General features: G+C 64.3%; 15 protein-coding genes and 2 pseudogenes. 10 read left to right on the top strand and 7 right to left on the bottom strand.

The genetic code is table 11. The features are described 5' to 3' along the window. Positions 1 to 54 precede the first annotated feature (54 nt). Positions 55 to 1,113 (bottom strand): LacI family DNA-binding transcriptional regulator, encoded by a 1,059-nt coding sequence (locus tag NLY44_RS03340; protein ID WP_023705751.1) that lies wholly within the window; start codon positions 1,111 to 1,113, stop codon positions 55 to 57. 411 nt (positions 1,114 to 1,524) lie between these two features. Here NLY44_RS03340 and NLY44_RS03335 point away from each other — a divergent pair, with 411 nt between their 5' ends. Beyond that, on the top strand, positions 1,525 to 3,450 hold the full coding sequence (locus NLY44_RS03335) for an adenylate/guanylate cyclase domain-containing protein (protein ID WP_023805028.1): 1,926 nt from the start codon (positions 1,525 to 1,527) through the stop codon (positions 3,448 to 3,450). A 232-nt stretch (positions 3,451 to 3,682) separates the two neighbouring features. On the opposite strand, the gene NLY44_RS03330 is transcribed toward NLY44_RS03335, so the two are convergent. After that, positions 3,683 to 4,561 carry a LysR family transcriptional regulator gene (locus NLY44_RS03330; protein WP_032891683.1) on the bottom strand — a complete coding sequence of 293 codons (879 nt, stop codon included), beginning with the start codon at positions 4,559 to 4,561 and terminating at the stop codon, positions 3,683 to 3,685. A 162-nt stretch (positions 4,562 to 4,723) separates the two neighbouring features. Between NLY44_RS03330 and NLY44_RS03325 the strand changes: the two are divergent. From NLY44_RS03325 to NLY44_RS03285, 9 genes and pseudogenes are all read left to right on the top strand, one after another. Next, positions 4,724 to 5,915 (top strand): annotated as a pseudogene (locus NLY44_RS03325) (MFS transporter). After that, entirely contained in the window at positions 5,912 to 6,382 is a 471-nt protein-coding gene (locus NLY44_RS03320; RefSeq protein WP_023705748.1) for a cyclophilin-like fold protein, read from the top strand. Before NLY44_RS03325 ends, NLY44_RS03320 begins: the two are co-directional and overlap by 4 nt. Before the next feature lie 19 nt (positions 6,383 to 6,401). Continuing rightward, positions 6,402 to 6,797, top strand: a complete 396-nt coding sequence (locus NLY44_RS03315) for a (R)-mandelonitrile lyase (RefSeq protein WP_023705747.1) — start codon at positions 6,402 to 6,404, stop codon at positions 6,795 to 6,797. Between the two features lie 25 nt (positions 6,798 to 6,822). Beyond that, positions 6,823 to 7,839 carry a zinc-dependent alcohol dehydrogenase family protein gene (locus NLY44_RS03310; protein ID WP_023671553.1) on the top strand — a complete coding sequence of 339 codons (1,017 nt, stop codon included), beginning with the start codon at positions 6,823 to 6,825 and terminating at the stop codon, positions 7,837 to 7,839. Between the two features lie 61 nt (positions 7,840 to 7,900). After that, positions 7,901 to 8,329 carry a lipocalin-like domain-containing protein gene (locus NLY44_RS03305; RefSeq protein WP_023689572.1) on the top strand — a complete coding sequence of 143 codons (429 nt, stop codon included), beginning with the start codon at positions 7,901 to 7,903 and terminating at the stop codon, positions 8,327 to 8,329. Between the two features lie 20 nt (positions 8,330 to 8,349). Then, on the top strand, positions 8,350 to 9,540 hold the full coding sequence (locus NLY44_RS03300) for an arabinose transporter (RefSeq protein WP_023805026.1): 1,191 nt from the start codon (positions 8,350 to 8,352) through the stop codon (positions 9,538 to 9,540). A gap of 305 nt (positions 9,541 to 9,845) precedes the next feature. Further along, positions 9,846 to 13,934, top strand: a complete 4,089-nt coding sequence (locus NLY44_RS03295) for a Pls/PosA family non-ribosomal peptide synthetase (RefSeq protein WP_023805025.1) — start codon at positions 9,846 to 9,848, stop codon at positions 13,932 to 13,934. Next, positions 13,934 to 14,392, top strand: coding sequence for a GNAT family N-acetyltransferase (locus NLY44_RS03290; protein ID WP_031201576.1), 459 nt, complete (start codon positions 13,934 to 13,936; stop codon positions 14,390 to 14,392). The genes NLY44_RS03295 and NLY44_RS03290 overlap by 1 nt, the downstream gene beginning before the upstream one ends. Continuing rightward, on the top strand, positions 14,389 to 15,057 hold the full coding sequence (locus tag NLY44_RS03285) for a 4'-phosphopantetheinyl transferase family protein (protein ID WP_023805023.1): 669 nt from the start codon (positions 14,389 to 14,391) through the stop codon (positions 15,055 to 15,057). The genes NLY44_RS03290 and NLY44_RS03285 overlap by 4 nt, the downstream gene beginning before the upstream one ends. Before the next feature lie 306 nt (positions 15,058 to 15,363). Here NLY44_RS03285 and NLY44_RS03280 read toward each other — a convergent pair whose 3' ends face one another. From NLY44_RS03280 to NLY44_RS03260, 5 genes and pseudogenes are all read right to left on the bottom strand, one after another. Then, positions 15,364 to 16,236 carry a patatin-like phospholipase family protein gene (locus NLY44_RS03280; RefSeq protein ID WP_023805022.1) on the bottom strand — a complete coding sequence of 291 codons (873 nt, stop codon included), beginning with the start codon at positions 16,234 to 16,236 and terminating at the stop codon, positions 15,364 to 15,366. Beyond that, positions 16,233 to 17,609: a M16 family metallopeptidase gene (locus tag NLY44_RS03275; protein ID WP_023805021.1), complete on the bottom strand. Its 1,377-nt coding sequence runs from the start codon at positions 17,607 to 17,609 to the stop codon at positions 16,233 to 16,235. Before NLY44_RS03275 ends, NLY44_RS03280 begins: the two co-directional genes overlap by 4 nt. A 188-nt stretch (positions 17,610 to 17,797) precedes the next feature. After that, positions 17,798 to 19,153: a M16 family metallopeptidase gene (locus tag NLY44_RS03270; protein WP_023805020.1), complete on the bottom strand. Its 1,356-nt coding sequence runs from the start codon at positions 19,151 to 19,153 to the stop codon at positions 17,798 to 17,800. Between the two features lie 96 nt (positions 19,154 to 19,249). Continuing rightward, positions 19,250 to 19,804 carry a 16S rRNA (guanine(966)-N(2))-methyltransferase RsmD gene (gene rsmD, locus NLY44_RS03265; protein WP_023805019.1) on the bottom strand — a complete coding sequence of 185 codons (555 nt, stop codon included), beginning with the start codon at positions 19,802 to 19,804 and terminating at the stop codon, positions 19,250 to 19,252. Between the two features lie 47 nt (positions 19,805 to 19,851). After that, positions 19,852 to 21,725: pseudogene (locus NLY44_RS03260) on the bottom strand (pseudouridine synthase). Positions 21,726 to 22,022 lie beyond the last annotated feature (297 nt).

The following is a 22,022-nucleotide window of genomic DNA, read 5'->3' as shown; positions in this document are numbered from 1 at the left end:
CCTCATGGTTCTGTTCTCCTCCCTGTTGCGGCGCAGATCGCGCCGCGCGTTCTCCTAGCCGCCCAATGGACGGCCGCATGACTGACGCACCACCAGCCGGCACGGCAGTTTTCGAATGCCCGGCGCGGCGGGTTGGCCGCCGACGAGCGAAAGCAGTGTGAGGCCGGCCTCGCGGCCGAGCGCTGCCAGGTTCATGTCGACCGAGGTCAGCGGCGGGCGGGTCGCCTCGGCCACGATCTCCCAATTGTCGAAGCCGATGACGCCGACATCGCCAGGCACGCCTAAGCCGCGCTCGCGCAGCGCATCGATCACGCCGCGCGCGATCTGGTCGTTGCCGCAGAACACGGCGTCGGGTTTCTCCCCCTTGTTGTTGAAGAGCGTTGGGCCGTCGAACAGCTTTCCGACGGCTTCATGCCCCCAGGCTTCCGACCACGAGCCGAGCAAGGGCTCGGTCACCGGCAGGCCGTGCGCGGCCAGCACATCGCGAAAAGCCTGTGCCCGCTCATTCACCACGGCAAAACTTTCGGGACCGCTGACATGGGCGATGCGCCGCCGCCCGAGGCGGCAAAAATGCTCGACCGCCAGCCGCGCGCCGCCGGCATCGTCGGAGACGAAGGCGATGGCATCGGGATCGGGCTGGCTGAAGGCGTAGATGACGGGCACGCCGAGATTGGCGAGGTCGACCGGCAAATGGCGGTCGATGCGCTTGCCGCTGGCGATTATGCCGTCGATGCGCTTGTCCAGCATCGCCTCGACATGCAGCTGCGCCAGCCGCGGATCGTCCTCGACATTGCACATGAACACCGACACGCCGGCATCGACCAGCGCGTCCGAAATGCCCGACATGACCGGCAGCGAAAAGCGGCCATAGGTATCGTTGGTCAACAGGCCGACGGTAAAGGAGCGGCGCCGCAGCAGGCTCTGCGCCAGGCTGTTGGGACGAAAGCCCAGCCGCTGCGCCGTCTCGCGAATGCGCTGCCGCGTCTCGGCCGTCATCCGCCCCTGCCCGTTCAGCGCCTTCGACGCGGTGGCCACACTGACGCCAGCCATCGCCGCCACTTCACGCAGGGTGATGGGTTGTTTGGCGGGTGCTGGCGACGTGTCGGAGGGCATTGGTCGGGAATAAGTCTCGGATTGGGAAAAGGTTTTCTCTTACGGCTCGTTACCTGTCGAGGTGGACATCGGCGGTTGCGGCGGGGTTTGGGAAAAGGTTTTCTCAGAGGGAGATTAGGATGAGAATTTGGGTATGGCAAGTGGGTGTGGGGAGTGGAGACGCGCGATCGACGAGGTTCTTCTTCATGACCGCGTCGCGCAGAAGGGTGATTGTTGAGCAGATATTCTGATGTCGCCTTTTGGGGCCGGAAGCGGACTTGCGGCTTGGAGGCTTGGAATGTGAGAAGCGGACGTTCAGGCGCCGCCATGCATCGACGCCCTCTGACCCATCTCGGAAGTCGGCCGGATAGACTCCAGGCCAGATGACCAATACAATCCCAGATGCCGGGTTTCTGAAAGTATTCAACCCACATGGCCGAGATTCGAGCCCAACGCCGCCTTGCCGCGATTCTAGCTGCTGATGTCGTTGGCTTTTCGCGCCTCATGGAGCACGACGAGGCTGGCACACTGGCCGCTCTCAAAGCGCGGCGGCGCGATGTTCTGGTTCCATTGGTTGCCCGGTACCACGGCCGCGTGGTCAAGGTGATGGGCGACGGTGTGCTGGTGGAATTTGGCAGTGCGGTTGATGCCGTCCAATGCGCCGTCGAACTGCAGAAGGGTTTTACCGGGGCCAACGAGAGCGTGGCCGAGGCCTACCGCATCGTCCTGCGTATCGGCATCAATCTGGGCGACGTCATCGTAGAGGGCAGCGATCTCTATGGCGACGGTGTCAACGTGGCAGCCCGGCTGGAGGGTCTGGCTGAGCCCGGGGGCATCTACGTCTCCGCCACCGTGCACGATCATGTCACCGGTAAGCTGACATTGGCGTTCGACGATCTCGGCGAGCACGCGCTCAAGAATATCGCAAAGCCGGTGCAGGTTTACCGCGCCGGAACAGGCGGGACCGGCAAACACGCGGTGCAACCGGTGCATCAACTCCCGGATAAACCATCGATCGCGGTTCTGCCCTTTGTCAACATGAGCGGCGATCCTGAGCAGGAGTACTTTTCCGACGGCATCACCGAGGACATTATCACCGACCTTTCGAAGGTGTCCGGGCTCTCCGTGGTCGCGCGTAATACCGTCTTTACCTTCAAGGGCAAGGCGGTATTGATCGAGGAAGTGGCGAAGAAGCTGAATGTTGCCTACGTCCTGGAGGGAAGTGTACGCAAGGCTGGAGGACGGGTGCGCATCACGGCTCAGCTAATCAATGGTCTTGGCGGTGACCATACCTGGGCCGAGCGATATGACCGGACGCTGGACGATATCTTCAAACTGCAGGACGAGATTTCCAAGACCATAGTCGATGTCCTCAAAGTGAAGCTGTTGCCCGAAGAACTGGAGACTATTACAAACCGCTCGACCGACAACCCAGAGGCTTACGAGACGCTGTTGATGGGCAGGTCGTTCCTCAACAGGGGAGTCGAGACGAAGTTTATCAAAACAGCGCAGCGACTGTTTGCTAGAGCTGTTGAAGTTGACCCAAATTATGCGCGCGCTTATGCCGCTTTGGCTGATTGTGAGTGGCTTCTGTTAACTTGCAACGATCCCGACGCCAGCTTCGAGGCAGTCCTTTCCAACAGCTCACGGGCGCTGGAACTTGAGCCAGGTCTCGCCGACGCCCATGCATCACGTGGCGGGGCCTTGTTCGTAAATGGCCGGTATGCCGAGGCGGAAGTCGAGTTCGAGCGAGCTTTAGAATTAGACGCTAGCTCTTCCGATACCTATTTCGCTTACGGCCGGAATTGTTTCATTCAAGGTCAATACGAGAAAGCTGCCGGTCTGTACCAGCGTGCTGTATCGTTGTCACCCGATGACTATCGGGTCTGGACCAATCTAGGGATGGTCAATGTTTCACTCGGCCGCAGCGACGACGCCAAGGAAGCAGCAAGGCAAGGTGTGCTGCGAGTGGAAAAGGAAGTCAAAGCGCATCCCGACAATGCCACCGCGCTATGTTACGGTGCCGCAATGCTGGCAGAAATTGGCGAGATTGAACGCGCGCTGTCGTGGGCCTCTCGTGGGGAAATGTTCGCCGGAGACAACATTCCGGTTCAGTACAACTTAGGCTGTTTTTATGCGAAGCTGGGCAAGACGGAGCAGGCTATCGATTGCCTTGAACGTCAGCTAACTGCATCACATGCTTACCTCGTTTTGCGCGTGCCTTGGATGCGTCAAGATAGCGACCTCGACTCGCTCCGCGCTCATCCCCGTTATATCGCGCTTGTCAATCGGATGGTGGCCCAAATAACCGCGACTGGGGCTCGAATATCAGCAGGCCACGAGGGAGTGAAGCATTGACCCTGAATATGATGCCCAGAAAATGAGTTGGTTGAGGGCAGGTCCGTTCCAGGCGCAACTACGCCCTCAAGCGCGGTCGCCGGTAATGTCCGCTGTCAGGTGGTGGCACAAGTCAACTTTAACGGCCGACATGGGGCGCAAAGCAGCCTTCCGCAGCGTCGAAGTCAAAGAACTTGGGGGCAGAACCTGCCATTCACCACGCTCAGCTTCATGATCCAAACAGTCCCTGCGGTCAAATGCGATGGCGGAGCGCGTCGATGATCACCGCCATTGCAGGGGAGAGCTGCCGCCTGCTTGGATAGTAGAGGTGATAGCCGGCAAATGGCGGGCTCCAGTCGTCAAGCACGAGCCTGAGGCGTCCCTCGGCGATGTGGTGGCTGACGAGGTTTTCCGGGACATAGGCGATGCCAAAACCGCTTGTCGCAGCCTCGATCATGGGAATGGACGAATTGAAGGTGAGTTGGCCTTCCACCCGCACACGAAGGTCGCGGCCATCCCTGGCGAATTCCCAGGCATACAATCCACCGAACGTCGCCTGCCGCATATTGATGCAGTCGTGATCGACCAGGTCCTGGGGCGCGGTCGGAACCGGATGGCGGGAAAAGTAGTCCGGCGAAGCCACGGCCACGAGCCTCCAATCCGGCCCGATGCGCACTGCGATCATGTCCCGGTCGATGCTCTCGCCAAGCCGCACGCCTGCATCGAAGCGCTCCTCCACAATGTTCTTCATGCCGTTGTCGCTGTAGAGCTCGACCCGCACGTCTGGATTGTCGTTGAGCAAGGGCTGGAGCTTCGGCCAGACGGTCGTCTGGAGCGCATGGTCGGACAGGGTGATGCGGACCGTTCCGGAGGGCTTGTCGCGAAAGGCCACCAGGCTTGCGAGGTCGGATTCGATTTCCTCGAAGCGGGGAACAAGAGATTGGAATAGTCGCTCGCCGGCCTCGGTCGGAGAGACGCTCCGCGTCGTACGCGTCAGCAGGCGGACGCCAAGGCGAGCTTCAAGCTCCTTGATTGTCGAACTCAGGGTCGACTGCGAGGTTCCGAGCTTTGCCGCCGCCCTGGTGAAGCTGCGCTCCCGGGCGACCGCCACGAACCAGAGCAGATCCTTCATGCCATCGCGCTGCACAGGGCACCTCCCGTCGGACATTCATATCATGAGCAGATAAGTCCATGCGGATTGCTTAGTCTACTTAAATGGGTTCCCCTGCAATATCTTCCAGCAGCGACGGGAATTTGCGGCTGATCCGTCCGGCGCTTTGCCAGGATGCCAATCATGGAAACCACATACGACACAAGGCTTGTTGAAAACCGCGCCGCATGGGGCGCGGTGTTGTCGATGGCGCTGTGTGTTTTCGTGCTCATCGCATCGGAATTCATGCCCGTCAGCCTGCTGTCGCCGCTAGCGGCCGATCTCGGCATCACCGAGGGCCGGGCGGGACAGGCGATCTCGATTTCGGGCGCTTTCGCCGTCGTGACCAGCCTGCTGGTCGCCGGCCTCACGCGCCACATCGACCGCCGACTGGTCGTGACCGGCTTCACCCTCCTCCTCATCGTGTCCGGTCTGGCTGTCACCTTCGCGCCGAACTACGCGTTGCTCATGGTCGGCCGGGCGCTGCTCGGCATCGCGATCGGTGGCTTCTGGTCGATGTCGACCGCGATCGTCATGCGCCTCGTGCCGCAAGACATGGTTCCGAAGGGTCTCGCCATGCTGAACGCCGGCAATGCCATTGCGGCCACCATCGCCGCACCGCTGGGCAGTTTTCTTGGCGCCTCTGTCGGCTGGCGCGGCGCTTTCTTCCTCGTCGTGCCGTTTGGCCTCCTGGCGCTGGCCTGGCAGTGGACAAGCCTGCCGGCGCTGCCGCCGCGCCGCAGGAATCGTGCCGGCAATCCGCTGGCGCTGCTCGGCCGTCTTCCCGTCGCCACCGGCATGGCGTCGATCATGATGCTGTTCATGGGCCAGTTCGCGCTCTTCACCTATCTGCGGCCCTTCCTCGAGAACGTCACCCGGCTCGACATCGCCGCCCTCTCGGCGGTCCTGCTGGCGATGGGGCTGGCCGGGGTGCTCGGCACATGGTGCGTCGGCCGGCTTCTGCGCACGCGTCTGTTCAGCATCCTCACCGTCATCCCGCTGGTCATGGCTGCGCTGGCCGCCGCGCTCATCGCGCTCGGTGCACTCCCGGGTCCCACAGCGCTGCTGCTCGTTGCCTGGGGCCTTCTTCGGCATGGCCGCGCCGGTTGGTTGGGGCACGTGGCTCAGCCGAACATTGCCGAACGACGCGGAGGCCGGCGGCGGGTTGCAGGTAGCCGTGATCCAGCTCGCCATCACCGGCGGCGCCGCGATCGGCGGCACGCTGTTCGATACGGTCGGCTGGTGGGCACCGTTCACTCTGGGCGCGCTGCTGCTCTGCGGATCGGCGCTCGCCGCCCTCGCCGCAGCGCATATGGCCCGGAGGTCTTTGCCATGACGATCGAACGTGCGCCGCTCAGCCGCCGGACATTGCTCGGCGTCGCGCTCGCGGTGGCGGCCCTGCCTCGCACAGCCGCCAGCCAGGAAAGCCAATCTCCCGTCAGCCAGGAGCCCACCGAAATGAAGATCAGGATGGTTTTCAACGGCCGCATCATGACCGCCACGCTCTACGACAATCCCTCGGCGCGCGACTTCTTCTCCATGCTGCCGCTCGAGCTCGAGATCGATGACTACGCCCATAACGAGAAGATCGCCTATCTGACACGCAAGCTGACCGAGGAGGGAAGCGGCCCGTTCGCCGACGAGCAGCCCTATGACCTGTGCTATTTCATGCCCTGGGGCAACCTGGCCATGTTCTACGCCGACTACCGCCATCCCGGGCTGATCAGGCTTGGCCGCTTCGACGAGGGCGAGCAGGCCCTGCACATTCGGGGCAAATTCCCGCTTCGCATCGAACGCATTTGAGGACGCAAAGGAGATCACCATGGACATTCTTCGCGCCGGCACCAGGCCTTCCGGCAAGGGACCATCTGACTGGTTCACCGGAACGGTGCGGATCGATCCGCTCTTCAATCCCTTCGACGCCGAGCGGGTTCAAGGCGCACAGGTGACCTTCGAGCCCGGCGCCCGCACCGCCTGGCACACGCATCCGCTCGGCCAGACGCTGATCGTCGTCTCCGGCCTGGGCCGCGTGCAGCGCGAAGGTGGCCCGGTCGAGGAAATCCATCCGGGCGATGTCGTCTGGTTCGCGCCCGGCGAAAAGCACTGGCACGGCGCGTCGCCTCAGACCGCCATGACCCACATCGCCCTCCAGGAGGTCAAGGACGGCAAGGTCGTGGACTGGCTGGAACATGTCAGCGACGCCGACTACGGCACCTGATCTTCTCCCCTCGAAAGGAACCAACATGCTTGCAACCGTTCTTCACAAACCGGGCGACATACGCTGCGAGGAAATCGCCGATCCGAAAATCATGCGGCCGACGGACGCCATCATCAAGCTGTCGGCAAGCTGCATCTGCGGCTCGGACCTGTGGCCCTATCGCGGGCTGCAGCCGGTCGCCGGGCCGATGCATATGGGCCACGAATATTGCGGCATCGTCGTCGAGGTCGGCGCAGAGGTGCGCACGGTCCGCCCCGGCCAGTTCGTCGTCGGGTCGTTCTGCCTCTCGGACAACACCTGCCCGCATTGCCGCTTCGGCTTCCAGTCGTCTTGTGTGCAGCGCGAGTTCATGTCGGGCGCGCAGGCGCCTTACGCCCGCGTACCGCTGGCCGATGGCACACTGGTCGCCACCGCCGAGGTGCCGCCGGCCGAACTCATCCCTGACCTGCTGGCTGTGTCCGATGTGCTCGGCACCGGCTGGTATGCGGCCGACGCAGCCGAGGTCCGCGAAGGATCGACGGTGGTCGTGGTCGGCGATGGTGCGGTCGGCCTGATGGGCGTGCTTGCGGCCAAGGAGATGGGCGCCGAGCGCATCATCGCCATGAGCCGGCACGCCAGCCGCCAAAAGCTCGCCCGTGAGTTCGGCGCCACCGAAATCGTCGCTGAGCGCGGCGAGGAAGGCGTGGCCCGCATCAAGGAACTCACCAAGGGCGTCGGCGCGGACTCCGTGCTGGAATGCGTCGGCACGGGAGAATCCTTCGACCAGGCGCTGGCCTGCTCCCGCCCTGGCGGCACCATCGGCTATGTCGGCGTGCCCCATGGCGTGAACTTCGACGGCCAAAAACTATTCTTCGGCCAGAAACGCATGCTGGGCGGCCCGGCGCCGGTGCGCCGCTTCCTGCCCGACCTGATGGACCGTGTGCTGCAAGGTCGGATCAAGCCCGGCAAGGTCTTCGACCTCAAGCTGCCGCTGGCCGAGGTCGCTGAAGGCTACCGCGCCATGGACGAGCGTCGCGCCATCAAGGTCATGCTTTCGGTGTGAGCAAAGATCGGGCGGACGGCCTGTGCGCACCCACAACTCAGAAAAGGGACAACATATGACGATGAGATTGAAGATTGCCGCCCTTGCGCTTGCGCTTTCGGTCGCCACGCCAGCTTTCTCGCAAGAGCCTCCGATCATCGGCGCATGGCGCATGACGTCGCTGGAGGCCGGCGCCGAGGGAAACCTGAAGCCCGTGCCCTATTCCGGCCAGGTCATCTTCACCGAGGCCGGCACCCTCTCGGTGCAGGCGCAGAACCCCGACCCCAAGGCGCCGGACACGCCTTACACGGCGAATGGCTACGAAGCCTATTACGGGCCGGTCGCCATCAACGACCAGGACAAGACTTTCGTCATCACGATCGAGTCCTCCCTGGTCCGCAACCTTGTCGGCAAGAGCATGAAACGCAAATTCGAGGTCTCGGACAACAAACTGGTCCTCACGCCTGACAACCCGGCCGAAGGCTGGCGCGTGACCTACGAACGCTACTGATCCGAACAGTTGGATTGCCGATGACCAGGATGGCGCGGATGTCAGACCGAAATGGCGTCATGGCGGAACTGGTGCCGATCATGGCGGCTGTCTTCGCCGGCTTCCTGCTGATCGGCCTGGCGCTACCCGTCTTGCCGCTGCATCTTCACCAGCAGCTTGGCTTCGGCCCCTTCGCAGTGGGACTGGTGACGGGCAGCCAGTTCGTCGCCTCGATGCTGTCGCGCATCGGCGCTGGCAACTATGCAGATGGGCGCGGCGGCAAGCGGGCCGTCGTCGTCGGCCTCATTGCCGCTGCCCTGGCCGGGTTATTTTACCTCGGCTCGCTGGCATTGCTCGACCGCCCGGTAGCGTCCGCATCGGCGCTGTTTGCCGGCCGGGCGGTACTGGGCGCGTCCGAGAGCTTCATCATCACCGGCGGCGTCGCCTGGGGCCTCTCCGTTGCGGGCGGACAGAACTCCGGAAAAGTCATAGCCTGGGTGGGCACGGCGATGTTTGCGGCGCTCGCGCTGGGGGCGCCGGTCGGATCTGCGCTTTATGCGGCGAGCGGTTTAACCGCGATCGCGCTCGCGACGATCATCCTGCCGCTGGCGACGCTGCTTGCCATCCTGCCGATGCGCGGCACCGGCGCCGCCGCGGGCAGCGTGCCGCAGTCATGGAGGAGCGTGGCGAAAGCGGTCTGGCTTCCTGGCGTCGGAGCTGCTTTCAGCAGCCTCGGCTATGGTGCTATTCTGGGCTTCGGCGCCCTGCTCTTCGCCGAGCGGGGCTGGCAGCCGGTATGGCTTCCTTTCACGGCCTATGCTGCGTCTCTGATTGTGGCAAGGCTGTGCTTCGGCCACCTGCCCGACAGGCTTGGAGGCGCACGCGTCGCCGTGATCTTCGTCGCGGTCGAGGCGGCAGGGCTGATGCTGATCTGGCTTGCGACCGGGCCTGTTGTCGCCGCAATCGGAGCGGGTCTGACTGGCCTCGGCTACTCGCTGGTCTATCCCGGCCTCGGCGCCGAGGCCGTAGGCCATCTTCCGTCGCGCAGCCGCGGCCTGGCCATGGGACTCTACACCGTCTTCCTCGACGTGGCGCTCGGCTTCGGCAGTCCGGCGCTCGGCCTGGTCGCCGCGTCGACGGGGCTGCAATTCGTCTTCTTCGCCGTCGCGGCGGCAACGCTTCCGGCGTTGGGCATCGCTCTGCTGCTGGGTCGCCGTAGCGCTCCATTATAGACAGCTCGCCGGCGCCGTCCGCATGAGGTTCGCTCATAGTCTCTTTCCGGGTCGCCACTGAGGCTGAACCCCTGCCCCGCAAGGGTCAACGAGGCCCGGCAAATCCCCGCCCAGACACACTCCAGAAACAAAATTCAACAGTTCGGAAAAACCGGCGAAAAGATCGGGTGGCATAAGCTCCCCGGTCGAGATTCCGGGCTCTTCCTTTTTGGAAGCCCTCCACCAACAAAATCGCAGCGGCGGCGCAGTGCCTCCTCCAGCGGCGGCATGAACAGCCGGGCAATGCCCGGCGAGGACGAGAAAGTATGGACATGGACTACGATATCGCCGAACTGGACAGCGACGCGGCAACGGCGATCGGCAGCCTGGCAAGCATCGATGCGCTGGCAAGGATCGCTCGCGGCCCGGCAAGGGGCGGCCAGGTCCTGACGGGCGCCGACTTTGCCCTGCAGCCGGGTGAGCGGCTCGATACGGTCTTCGAGCAGCTCGCCGTAACGTTTGCCGCACTGCCGGCGGTGATCTCCGAAGAGCGCGTGTGGACCTATCAGGAGCTGAACAGCCGTGCCAACCAGTTCGCCCGCATGCTGATCAAGCACGGCGTGCGGCCGGGCCACCGGGTCGGGCTCATTCTCGATCGGTCGGCGGAGACCTATGTCGCGTTGCTGGCGGTGATGAAGGCGGGGGCTGCCTTCGTGCCGCTGGCCACCGCGTTTCCGCAGGAGCGGATGGCGCTGATCATCGAAGACGCCGCCGTCAGCATGATCGTCACCATCGCCGCCTATGCGTCGCGCGCCGGTCAACTGCCCGTTCCCCATGTGCTGATCGACAGCGCCGCCGCCGAGATTTCCGCGCAGTCGCCCGCGCCGCTGAAGCCGCAGGCGGCCGACGACATTTGCTACATCCTCTATACCTCGGGCACCACTGGCAAGCCCAAGGGCGTGGTCATCACGCACCAGAGCTTCGTCAATTTCATACACGTCGCGGCCGCCTCCTACGGCTACCGGCCGGGCGACCGGGTGTATCAGGGCATGACCATTGCCTTCGACTTTTCCTCCGAAGAGATCTGGGTGCCGTTCGTCGCCGGCGCGACGGTGGTGCCGGCTCCTGGCCAGATGCCGCTGGTGGGCGAGGAACTGGCGGATTTCCTGCGCCTCCATGACATCACCTGCATGGCCTGCAGCCCGACCTTGCTGTCGTCGATGACATCGGACGTTCCCAGCCTGCGCACGCTTCTGGTGGGCGGCGAGGCCTGCCCGCACAATCTGGTGGTGCGCTGGTCGAAGCCGGGCCGGCAGATCCTCAACACCTACGGGCCGACCGAGGCGACCGTCACCGCAACGATGGGGGCGCTGACGCCGGACCGTCCCGTCACAATCGGCGCGCCGTTGCCGACTTACTCGATCGTCATTCTCGGCGCTTCGCTGCCGCAACTTGCCGAGCCCGGTGAACTGGGCGAGATCGGCATTGCCGGCATCGGGCTCGCCGTCGGTTATCTGAACCGGCCGGACCTGACCGACCAGAAATTCATCGCCGATTTCGTCGGCCTGCCGAACAACCCGTCGCAGCGCATCTACCGCACCGGCGATCTTGGCCGGATCAACGATAGCGGCGAGATCGAGTATGCCGGGCGCATCGACACGCAGGTGAAGATTCGCGGCTATCGCATCGAGCTCGGCGAGATCGAGGCGGTGCTGCTCGACCAGCCCGAGATCGCCCAGGCCGCCGTCACCACCTGGGAGATCGAACCCGGTCGCGTCGAACTGGTTGCCTATTACGCGCTTAAAACCGGCGTAGCGGCGATTTCCCGAGGGGATCTCGCCCAGACGATGAAGCGGCGGCTGCCCGACTACATGGTGCCCGGCTATCTGGAGGAACTGCCTGCCATCCCGATGACCGTCTCCAACAAGGTAGACCTGCGCCAGTTGCCGAAGCCGACAAGCGTCCGGCTTTCGACCGATCGCGCCATGGTGCCGCCCGCCAATGAGGACGAGCGCTTCCTGGCCGATGCACTGGCGACTGTGCTGAAATTCGACGCGGTGTCCGTCGAGGACCACTTCTTCGACGACCTCGGCGCCAACTCGCTGCTGATGGCCCATTTCTGCGCGCGCGTGCGCACCCGGAAGGAATGGGCGACGACGTCGATGCGCGACATCTATCTCTATCCCACAGTGGCGCGCCTGGCGCTGCATCTGGGGGTAGCGGAGGAGATGACGACGGCAACCAACGAGCCGGTCCTCACCCGCCGGGCCTCGAACTTCGCCTACTGGACCTGCGGCGCGGCGCAGCTTTCGTTCTACGGCCTCTACAGCTACGTGGCGCTATGGGCGATCAATGACGGCCTCAACTGGATGTATGACGCGCTCGACGATCCGCTGCAGCTCTATATCCGGTGCGTGGCGCTCTCGGCCGCCGTGTTCTTCGGCATGTCGGGCTTTGCCGTCATTGCGAAATGGGTGCTCATCGGCCGGTGGAAGGCTGAGGCGTTTCCGATCTGGGGCGTGCGCTACTTCCGCTTCTGGGTGGTCAAGACATTGATCCGCACCGCGCCCGTGGTGCTGTTCCGCGGCAGCCCGCTCTACAGCCTCTATCTGCAGCTGCTCGGCACCAAGCTCGGGAAAAACGCCGTCATCGAATCGAAGTCCGTGCCCGTCTGCACGGATCTTATTTCCATCGGCGCCAACACCATCCTGCGCAAGGAATCGATGATCCTCGGCTTCAGGGCCCAGTCCGGTTATATCCACACCGGGCCGCTGACCATCGGCCGCGATGCCTTTGTCGGCGTCGGCTCCACGCTCGACATCGACACCAGGATCGGCAACGGCGCCCAGCTCGGCCATTCATCCTCGCTGCATCGCGGGCAAAGCATTCCCGACGGCGAGCACTGGCATGGATCGCCGGCGGTGCCGACCACGGCGGACTATTGCAAGGTGCGCAATGTCAATCCTTACCAGGTCCGGCGCTTCCTCTATGAAGCGCTGCAGCTGATCGGCCTGTTTGGCCTCGTCACCCCGCTGCCGCTCCTGTTCCACAGCTACTGGGAATATGTCGGCGACGACTATCAGGAGACGATCGGCCTTGTCGCAATCGGCACCACGGTCACGCTTTTCGGCTATATCGCGGCGGCTTTCCTGGCAGCGACGCTGGTGCCGCGCCTGACGAGCCTGATCTTGAAGCCGGGCCGCACCTACACGCTTTACGGTTTCCGCTACTGGCTGCAGACCGTCGCCGAATTCGCCAGCAATTCCCGCGTGCTCGGGCTCCTGGCCGGCGACAGCTCGGCAATCGTGCACTACATGCGCGCCATCGGCTGGAACCTCAACAGAGTGGTGCAGACCGGCTCCAATTTCGGCTCCAACCAGCAGCACGAAAACCCGCTTCTGTGCGAGATCGGCACCGAGACCATGGTCTCGGACGGGCTGTTCATGATCAACATGCACAAGTCCGCCTCGGCCTTCAGGCTCGAGCCGACGCGCATCGGCGAACGCAACTATCTCGGCAACAACATCTATTATCCGCCGGACGGCCGCACCGGCGACAACGTGCTGCTCGGCACCAAGGTGATGATCCCCATCGACGGGCCGGTGCGCCAGAATGTCGGCCTTCTCGGTTCGCCTGCCTTTGAAATCCCGCGCATGGTGAACCGCGACAAGGAGCTTATCGCCGGCGTCGACGAGGCCGACCGGCGCCGGCGCATCCCGCACAAGAACCGCCACAATCTGGTGACCATCCTTTTGTTCCTGGCAACGCAATGGGTCATGCTGTTCGTCACGCTGGCGATCTGGGACCGGGCGCTGAACTACTATACGGAATGGGCGGAGGTCGCGCTGTTCGCCGCCGTGCTTTTGACCTCGGCGATCACCATTCCGTTCTACATTCTGGTCGAGCGGGCAAGCCTTGGCTTTGGCCGGTTAAAGCCGCAGATGACGACGATCTACGACGTCGCCTTCTGGCGCCACGAACGCCACTGGAAGCTGGCGGATTCGCCGATCGTGCGCCTGTTCGCCGGCACGCCGTTCCGGCCGATGATCCTGCGCCTGCTCGGCGTCAAGGTCGGCAGCCGGGTCTATGACGGCGGCAGCAACCTGACCGAGCGCTCTCTGGTCGAGATCGGCGATGACGTCACGCTCAACGAGGGCTGCGTCATTCAGGCTCACTCGCTGGAAGAAGGCGCGTTCAAGTCGGATTTCATCCGCATCGGCGATGGCTGCACGCTCGGACCTTCCGCCTTTGTCCACTACGGCGTGGTGATGGGCAAAGGCTCGATGGTCGACGCGGACTCCTTCGTGATGAAGGGCGAAGAGCTGGAGCCCAACTCGATCTGGCGGGGCAACCCGGCCAAGCTGCATCGCTTCGTCGAGCCGGTGCCGGAGGATGGCGTCAAGGCAACGGCTTGATGAGCGCAGACATCCGCCTCGTTTCGGTGACTGCGGCCAACCGGGCTGTGGTCGCGGCCCTGGAGCTGGCCCCGGATCAGATGGATTTCGTCGCCAGCAATGCGGAGTCGCTGGACGAAGCCGAAACCGACGGGGACGCACGGCCGCGCGTTGTCATGGCAGGGGATCGCGTCGTCGGTTTCCTGATGTACGAGGCGCCGGAGGACGACGACGGGGCGCGGATCTACCGCTTCATGATCGATCGCGTCCATCAGGGCCAAGGCTACGGCAAGGCCGCTTTGCGCGAAGTGCTGGATGAAATCATGGGGCTCGGCCACATCAGCCACGTTTCTATCTGCTACGAACCTGGGAATGAAGCGGCACGCCGCCTCTATCGCGCTGCCGGTTTCGTCGAAGAGGGACTGGACGAGGACGGGGAAATGATCGCCGACCTCGCTCTGCGGGGCGGCCAGCCATGACGCGCCCGCTCGATGCCTGTGCCAGCCTGTCGGCACAGTTGCTGGCGGCGATGGCCGCCATGGCACCGGCCGGCGTTCAGATCGGATGCCGCACGATCCGGGAAGACGATGAGAACCATTTGCTGCCGCAGGAAGCACGCTCCATCCCGTCACGCCTGCCGCTGATGCGGCGGGCGAGTGGCGCGGCGCGGTGGATCGCGCACGAGCTGCTGGCGGATATGGGCTTGAACGACGTCGCTATCCTCCGCGGCTCCTCCGGCGCACCGGTATGGCCTCATGGAGTAACGGGGTCGCTGGCTCACGACGACGAGATAGCCGTGGCGGCCGTCGCGCCGCTCTCCCACGTCGCCTCGCTCGGCATCGATATCGAGCCCGCTTTGCCCCTGCCCGACGACATCTTCGCGCTGGTTGCAGTCCCCGCTGACCGGATCGACGCAACCGACCCGTATCTTGCCGGTCGCATCCTTTTTGCCGCCAAGGAAGCTGTCTACAAGGCCGCCTACCCGCTTGATCGCGAAGTGCTGGGCTATGAGGACATCACCGTCGATCTCGACGCGGGCGACGCTGTGACGAAGACGGGCCGCAGAGCGAGACTGGTTTACTGCGTTGCTCCGTGTGTGGTCGTTCTGGCGTTTGTCGATGGTGTCCGAAGCGCCCCCCTTTAAGCGCGAATGGACCAGCGCCCGACAACTGCTCAACAAAGCGCATTTTTTTCGCAGAGCGGTCGCAATGAGCCTGTCTCGACCGTACAGTTCAGCAATGGCGTGGTGGCGCTGGAATATGCGGCTGGGAAGGTGTGAGACGCTGGTCGGGGTAATCTCCCCCCTTGAGGGGGAGATGTCGCCGAAGGCGACAGAGGGGGTCGGTCCGTCCTGACGCAACCTCCTATCGACCGTAGGAGGTCTAGCTTCAAGCGAGACGACCCCCTCTGGCCTGCCGGCCATTCCCCCTCAAGGGGGGAGATCGGCAGCTCACCCTGCTTTCTTCCCCCGCTTGCCCTTGGCACGCGCCTCCACCACCCTCTCCACTTCCCGCTTCAGTTCGTCCTTGACCTCCTGCGTCTCGGCCATCAGCGTGTCGATCTTCATGAAATCGAGCACGCGGTATTTCGACACCGGCGGGCGGATCAGTATGTCGGGGGGGCGCTGGTTCAGCTTGTGGGCGATGATCGACTGCATCATCAATTGCGTGGCCCCATACATCAGGTCGACCGTGGTCGGGTGCTTGCGCTCGGCCTCGCTCGGCGCGCCGACGACGTCGATGGCGATGATGATGTCGGCGGCGTCTTCGATGAGGTCGAACGGCACCGGATTGTAGATGCCGCCGTCGATCAGCACGCGGTCGTCGCGCGTCACCGGGCGGAACACGGCGGGAATGGCAGCCGAGGCGGCGAGCGCCGAATGCAGGTCGCCCTCGTCGAAGACGGCCAGCTTGTGACCGAAATAGTCCGTCGCCGTCACCTTGAGCGGGATCTTCAGCTCGGCGAAGGTTTCCGGGATGGCTTCCGGCAGGAACGCCTTCAAGATGCGCTCTATGTTGAACTGGCTGACGCGGATGCCGCCCTGCATCGCCTCGGCGATGGTGCCGGGGCGCGAGCGCCACATGCGCGCCGCCACCTCGGCGCGGCGGCCGAGGATCGAGCGGGCATAGGTCTCGATGTCCCTGCCGCTCATGCCCGAGGCCATGCCGGCGCCCATGATGGCGCCGATCGAGGAGCCGGCAATGGCCACCGGCTTGATGCCGAGCTCGTCCAGCGCCTCGACGATGTGGATATGGGCGAGGCCGCGCGCGCCGCCGCCGCCAAAGGCGATACCGAAGGTGGGGCCCGAGGTGGAGCTCGTCATTTGCCCTCCAGCTTCGGCCCGATGCTCATGATCGCGGGCGCCGGCGTCAGCAGCTTCTTCGCCGCTGCCTTGACCTGATCGAGCGTCACACCGTTGATGAGCGCCGCGCGGCGCTGCACGTAATCGATGCCGAGATTGTCGAGTTGCAATTCCACCAGGGTCGCGGCAATGGCGCTGGAAGAATCCAGATTGCTGATAGCATAGGAGCCGACCATGTATTTCTTGGTGGCGTCCAGTTCGGCCTCGGTCGGCCCCTCCTCGGCCATCTTCTTGACCACCTCCTTGACGATGCCGAGCGTCTCGGCGGCGCGATCGGAACGCGTTGCGGTGGTGATGATCAGCGCGTTGGAATGCTGGTGATCGACCAGGTTGGAATCGACGGAATAGACCAGGCCGCGCTTTTCCCGCACCTCGTCATAGAGGCGCGAGGTGAAGGTGCCGCCGCCGAGAATCTGGTTCATCAGCACCGCAGGGAAGAAATCCGGCGCATCGCGCTTCACACCGGGATAGGCAAACTGCAGCGAGGTCTGCGGCAGGTCGTAGTCGACCTCGAGCTGCTGGCCGAGCTTCAGCTCGGTATCGGCAACCGGTTGCAGCACCTGCTTTTCCGGCAGATCGCCGAAGACCTCATCGAGCTTCCGTTTCAGCGTCGCGGCATCTATGTCGCCGACCACCGCAACATGCAGGCCGCTGCGGGCGAAATTGGCCTTGTGGAAGGCAGCCAGATCCGCTGCCGTGATGGTGGCGATGCTGTCCTTGGTGCCCTGGTCGGGCCTGGAATACGGATGTTCGCCATAGATCGCGCGCAGCCATTTGGTTTGCGCGACGGTGTTGGGGTCACGCTCACTGGCGATGATGCCGGACAGGATCTGGGCGCGGATGCGGTCGATCGGCGCCTGGTCGAAGCGCGGGCTGGTGACCGCCAGCCTGAGCAGGTCGAAGGCCGCGTCCTTCTGCTCGGCCAGCATCCGCATCGCGCCATAGGTGCCGTCGCGCGCCGCTTCGAAGCCCATTTCGGCGCCGGCATCGTCAAGCTTGATCTGGAAGGCCTCGCTGTCGAGGTTTCCGGCGCCCTCGTCGAACAGGCCGGTCATCAGATTGACCAGCCCTTCCCGCCCCGCCGGATCCTGCGTCGAGCCGCCATCGAAGACGAAGCGGATGGCGATGATCGGAATGGAGTGGTCCTCGACCAGCCAGGCATTGACGCCCTTTGACGAGGTCACCGGTTGGATGTCCATCGCGTGCGCGGCAAGCGCCGGCAGGATGAGGAAGAAGATGCCGAGGAACAGTGTGGCGAGGGCGTGGAGAACCGCGATGCGCCTATGAGCAATCGCATCAGGCCCGCGATCGCCAAGGTCAGCTCCGCCCCTCATCGCGCTGCCGGGCACTTCTCCCCGTATAGTGACGGGGAGAAGGGGTCTCGCCGCGACGCTGGCGCTCTTCTTACGACGCTGATGGTTGGCGAAATCGGCGATGACAGCGCCCCTCTCCCCGTCACTATACGGGTAGAGGATGCCGGCAGGCAGGTGAGGGGCAGCGCCAACGCTCAATCTTGTCATCATCAATTCCCCGCCTGTTGCTGCGGCAAGAGATAGCCGGTCGTCGTACGGTCGAGCAGCAGATAGCGTGCGGCGACCGCCTTGATCTCATCGGCGGTGACCTTGCGAATGCGGTCCGGCCATTCCTCGATATCCCTGACGTTGCCGCCGGTGGCGAGCTCGGCGCCGTAGAGATTGGCCATCTCGTCCTGCTTGTCGCGGGCGAAGATCATGGCCCTGATATAGCGGGCCTTGGCCTTCTCCAGCTCGTCCGCGGTGACGCCGTCCTTGACGATGCGGGCGATCTCGGCCTCGACGGCCGCCTCGACGTCGCTCAGCTTTGCGTCGCCGCGCGGCGCGCCATAGACGGTGAAATTGGTGGCGTCGAGCATCGTACCCTGGAAGAAGGCGCCGGTCGCCGATGCGATGCCTTGCTTGACCACGAGCTGCTGGTAGAGCCGGCTGCGGCTGCCGCCGCCAAGGATCTCTCCCAGCAGGTCGAGCGCCTCGGCCTCGCCCGGTTTTGCCGTGTGGTAGGACGGAACCACCCATTGCGTCGAAAAGCTCGGCACCGAAACGCGCCCATCGGTGAGCGTCACCGTCCGCTTGGTGTTCTGCTCCGGCTCGACCGGGCGGATGCGCGGGGGCAGGTCGGGACCGCGCGCGACCTTGCCATAGGTTTTTTCGGCCAGCGCCTTCACGACCTCCGGCTCGACATCGCCGGCCACGATCAGCACCGCATTGTTAGGCCGGTAGTATTTGTCATAGAAGGCAACCGCATCGGTGCGGTTCAGCTGCTCCATTTCCTGCATCCAGCCGATCACCGGAATGCGGTAGGGCTGGTTCTGCCAGAGCGTCGCGTCGACCTCTTCGTCGAGCACCGCCTGCGGATTGCTGTCGATGCGCGAGCGGCGCTCTTCCAGGATCACGTCGCGCTCGGTCTTGATGACCTCGTCGGTCAAGATGAGGTTGCGCATGCGATCGGCCTCGAAGCTCATCATCTCACCGAGCGCCGAGGGCGCCACCGTCTCGTGGAAGGCAGTGTAGTCATAGGAGGTGAAGGCGTTGTTGGAGCCGCCGATGGCCGATATGGCGCGGTCGAACTCGCCCGCGGCGTGGTTGGTCGTAGCCTTGAACATCAGGTGTTCGAAGAAGTGCGCTATGCCGGACTTGCCTGGCGGCTCGTCGGCGCTGCCGATCTTGTACCACACCATATGGGTGACGATGGGGGCGCGATGATCGGGAATGACCACCACCTCCATGCCATTGTCGAGCAGGAAGTTGGCCACCTTGCCATCATCCGCGGCCAGGGCCGGGCCGGCCATGGTCAGCGCGGTGGCGAGCAAGGCTCTCCGCAGCCATTCAGTATGAAATGTCATTGATGGCTCCGGTTGTTATCGCGCGACGATAGGCAAGGTTAGCCGCGGAGGCAAAGTGAATTGTGCGTCATTTTGAAGGCGCCGGTCGCTCCACCCTTACGCAAGCTCGATGAACCGGACCACCGTCTCGCCGTAGTTTCGTTTATCAACCACCGAGAATTCCGGCCCAATCTCGAAGGGCGCCGAGGCGGCTTCCTCGACCACGCAGAGCGCGCCGGGCAGCAACCAGCCGCCATCCCTGGCCGAGCGCAGGGCGCGCTCGCCAAGGCCCTTGCCATAGGGCGGATCGGCGAAGACCAGGCCGAATGCCGCAAGCGTACCGGCCTCACCCAGGGCGGTCGCGTCGCGGCGGAAGATCTTGGTGCGGCCGGTAAGGCCAAAAGCTTCGACATTGGTGCGGATCAGGCCGCGCCCTTCGGCCGATTCTTCGATAAAGACGCCATAGGAAGCGCCGCGCGACAGCGCTTCGAGGCCGAGAGCGCCGGTGCCGGCGAAAAGGTCGAGCACACGCGCGCCGTCGAGCTTGTCGGCAAAGCGGTGCGCCAACACGTTGAAGACGGCCTCGCGGGCGCGGTCGGTCGTCGGGCGGATGGCATGGTCGCGCGGCGTCGCCAGCGGACGCCCGCGAAATTGGCCGCCGACGATTCTCATTTATGCCCGGGTCTCATTTAAGGCCGGATCTCATTTAAGTCCCGGCATCATCTGGTCCTCGGGCCCTTGGGACCGTTGCGTGGCCGCTCGCCGCCCCGACCGCCATCCGGACGCTCGCCACCCGGCTTGCCGAACGGCTTGGCTCCGCCCGGCTTGCCATAGGACGGCTTGAACGACGCCTTGCGCGCCTTGGCCTCAGCCGCCTTGGCGGCATCGGCTTCCGCCCTGCCCTTGCCGATCGGACGCGCGCCCGGCGCCATCCAGACATTAGCCTTGCGCTGGCCCGGCGGATCGATCGGCCGCTGCTCGCGCTCGGGCTTCTTGCCGCCGCGCGGTTTGTCACCAAAGGCGCCGCGCGGCTTGTCGCCGAAGCCTCCACGGGGCTTGTCGCCAAAATCGCCGCGCGGCTTTTCGCGAAACTCGCTGCGCGGCTTGTCCGAAAACTCGCTGCGCTCAGGTCTCGGGCCGCGTTCGCCAAAGCTCTTTTCCGGCCTCGCGCCCCTTTCGGGACTGGTCGACAGCTTGCCGAGCGCTTCGTCGCGGCTGCCTTCGCGGCGCTTGCGGTTCTTGATCAGACCGCCCTCGCCGATCGGCCGATGGTCACCCTCGCGGGTGACTTTCGGCCGTTCCGGCTCCACGTCACGCTCTCGCCGCACCGGCTGGTTGGAAACGGCTTGATGATCTCGGCGTCGAAATTGGCGCCGGATTCCTCGACCAGTCGCTCGCCGAGCTGGTCGCGCAAGACGCGGCCCTTGATCTCCAGCACATGGCCTTCGGCGAGATCGTCGAGCTGGAACGGTCCGTAGGAGATACGGATCAGCCGCGTCACGTCGAGGCCGAGCGATCCAAGGATGTTCTTCACTTCGCGGTTCTTGCCTTCGCGCAGGCCGATCGTCAGCCACGCGTTGGTGCCTTGTTCACGATCGAGCGTCGCCTCGATGGCGCCGTAGAAGACGCCGTCGACGGCAATGCCTTCACGCAGGCCTGCGAGCATGCTTTCCTCGACCTTGCCATGAACGCGCACGCGGTAACGGCGCAGCCAGCCAGTGGCAGGCAGTTCGAGCACGCGCGACAGACCGCCATCATTGGTGAGCAGCAGCAGGCCTTCGGTGTTGATGTCGAGGCGGCCGATGGTCATCAGCCGCGGCAATTCGGCCGGCAGCACGTCGAACACGGTCTTGCGGCCCTCGGGGTCGCGGTTGGTGGTAACGACGCCGGCCGGCTTGTGAAACAGGAACAGGCGGGTGCGCTCGATCGGCGGGATCTCCATGCCGTCGAGATGGATGATGTCGCCTGGCATGACGTTGAAGGCCGGCGAGGTCAAAGCCCGGTTGTTGACCTTGACACGGCCCGCCGCGATCAGGTCTTCGGCGTCGCGGCGCGACGCCAGGCCGGCGCGGGCCAACCGCTTGGCGATACGCTCGCCGGCTTCTTCCGCATCTGCCGGACGCGGGCGCGGCTTGAAGGCGCCGCCAGATGCTTGCGGCCGGTCACCACCGAAATCGCGCTTGGGGCGATCGCTGAAGTCACGCTTGGGACGATCTCCGGCGTCGCGCTGCGGGCGATCGCCAAAATCGCGCTTTGGCCGGTCAAAACGCTTTTCGCCCTCGGCGGAAGCAGGCCGATCGCCACGCGGTGCGTAGGGCTTGCGCGGCCCTTCACGCTTTTCGAAAGGCTTGCCTTCGGGACGCGGCCCCTTGCTGAATGGCCGATCGCCGCCCTTGAAATCGCGCTTTGGCCGCTCGCCATCGGCCGCAACCGGCCGATCGCCGCGCGGTGCATAAGGCTTGCGCGGCCCCTCGCGCTTTTCATACGGCTTGCGTTCACCCTCGGCCGCCATCGGGCGATCCCCACGCGGCGCATAGGGTTTGCGCGGCCCTTCGCGCTTTTCATACGGCTTGCGCTCGCCTTCGGCTGCCATCGGCCGGTCACCGCGTGGTGCATATGGCTTGCGCGGTCCCTCGCGCTTTTCGAAGGGCTTGCCTTCGGAACGCGGACCTTTGCTGAATGGCCGGTCGCCACTTTTGAAATCGCGCTTGGGCCGCTCGCCCTCAGCCGCTGCGGGCCGGGCGCCTCGCGGTGAATAGGGTTTCTTGGCCCCGAAGGAGGGTTTGCCGCTTTTGCCGGCGGCGCCATCGCGGCGCGGCCCGCGGCTCCAGGGCCGCTTTTGCCCGGGCCTTTGTGGCGCGGAGATTTCTTGTCGTTGTCGTCCATGTGG

Source organism: Mesorhizobium sp. C089B (genome assembly GCF_030323125.1).
Classification (GTDB): domain Bacteria; phylum Pseudomonadota; class Alphaproteobacteria; order Rhizobiales; family Rhizobiaceae; genus Mesorhizobium.
Note: the sequence above shows the minus strand (reverse complement) of the source record. Positions and strands in the feature narration are given on the sequence as shown.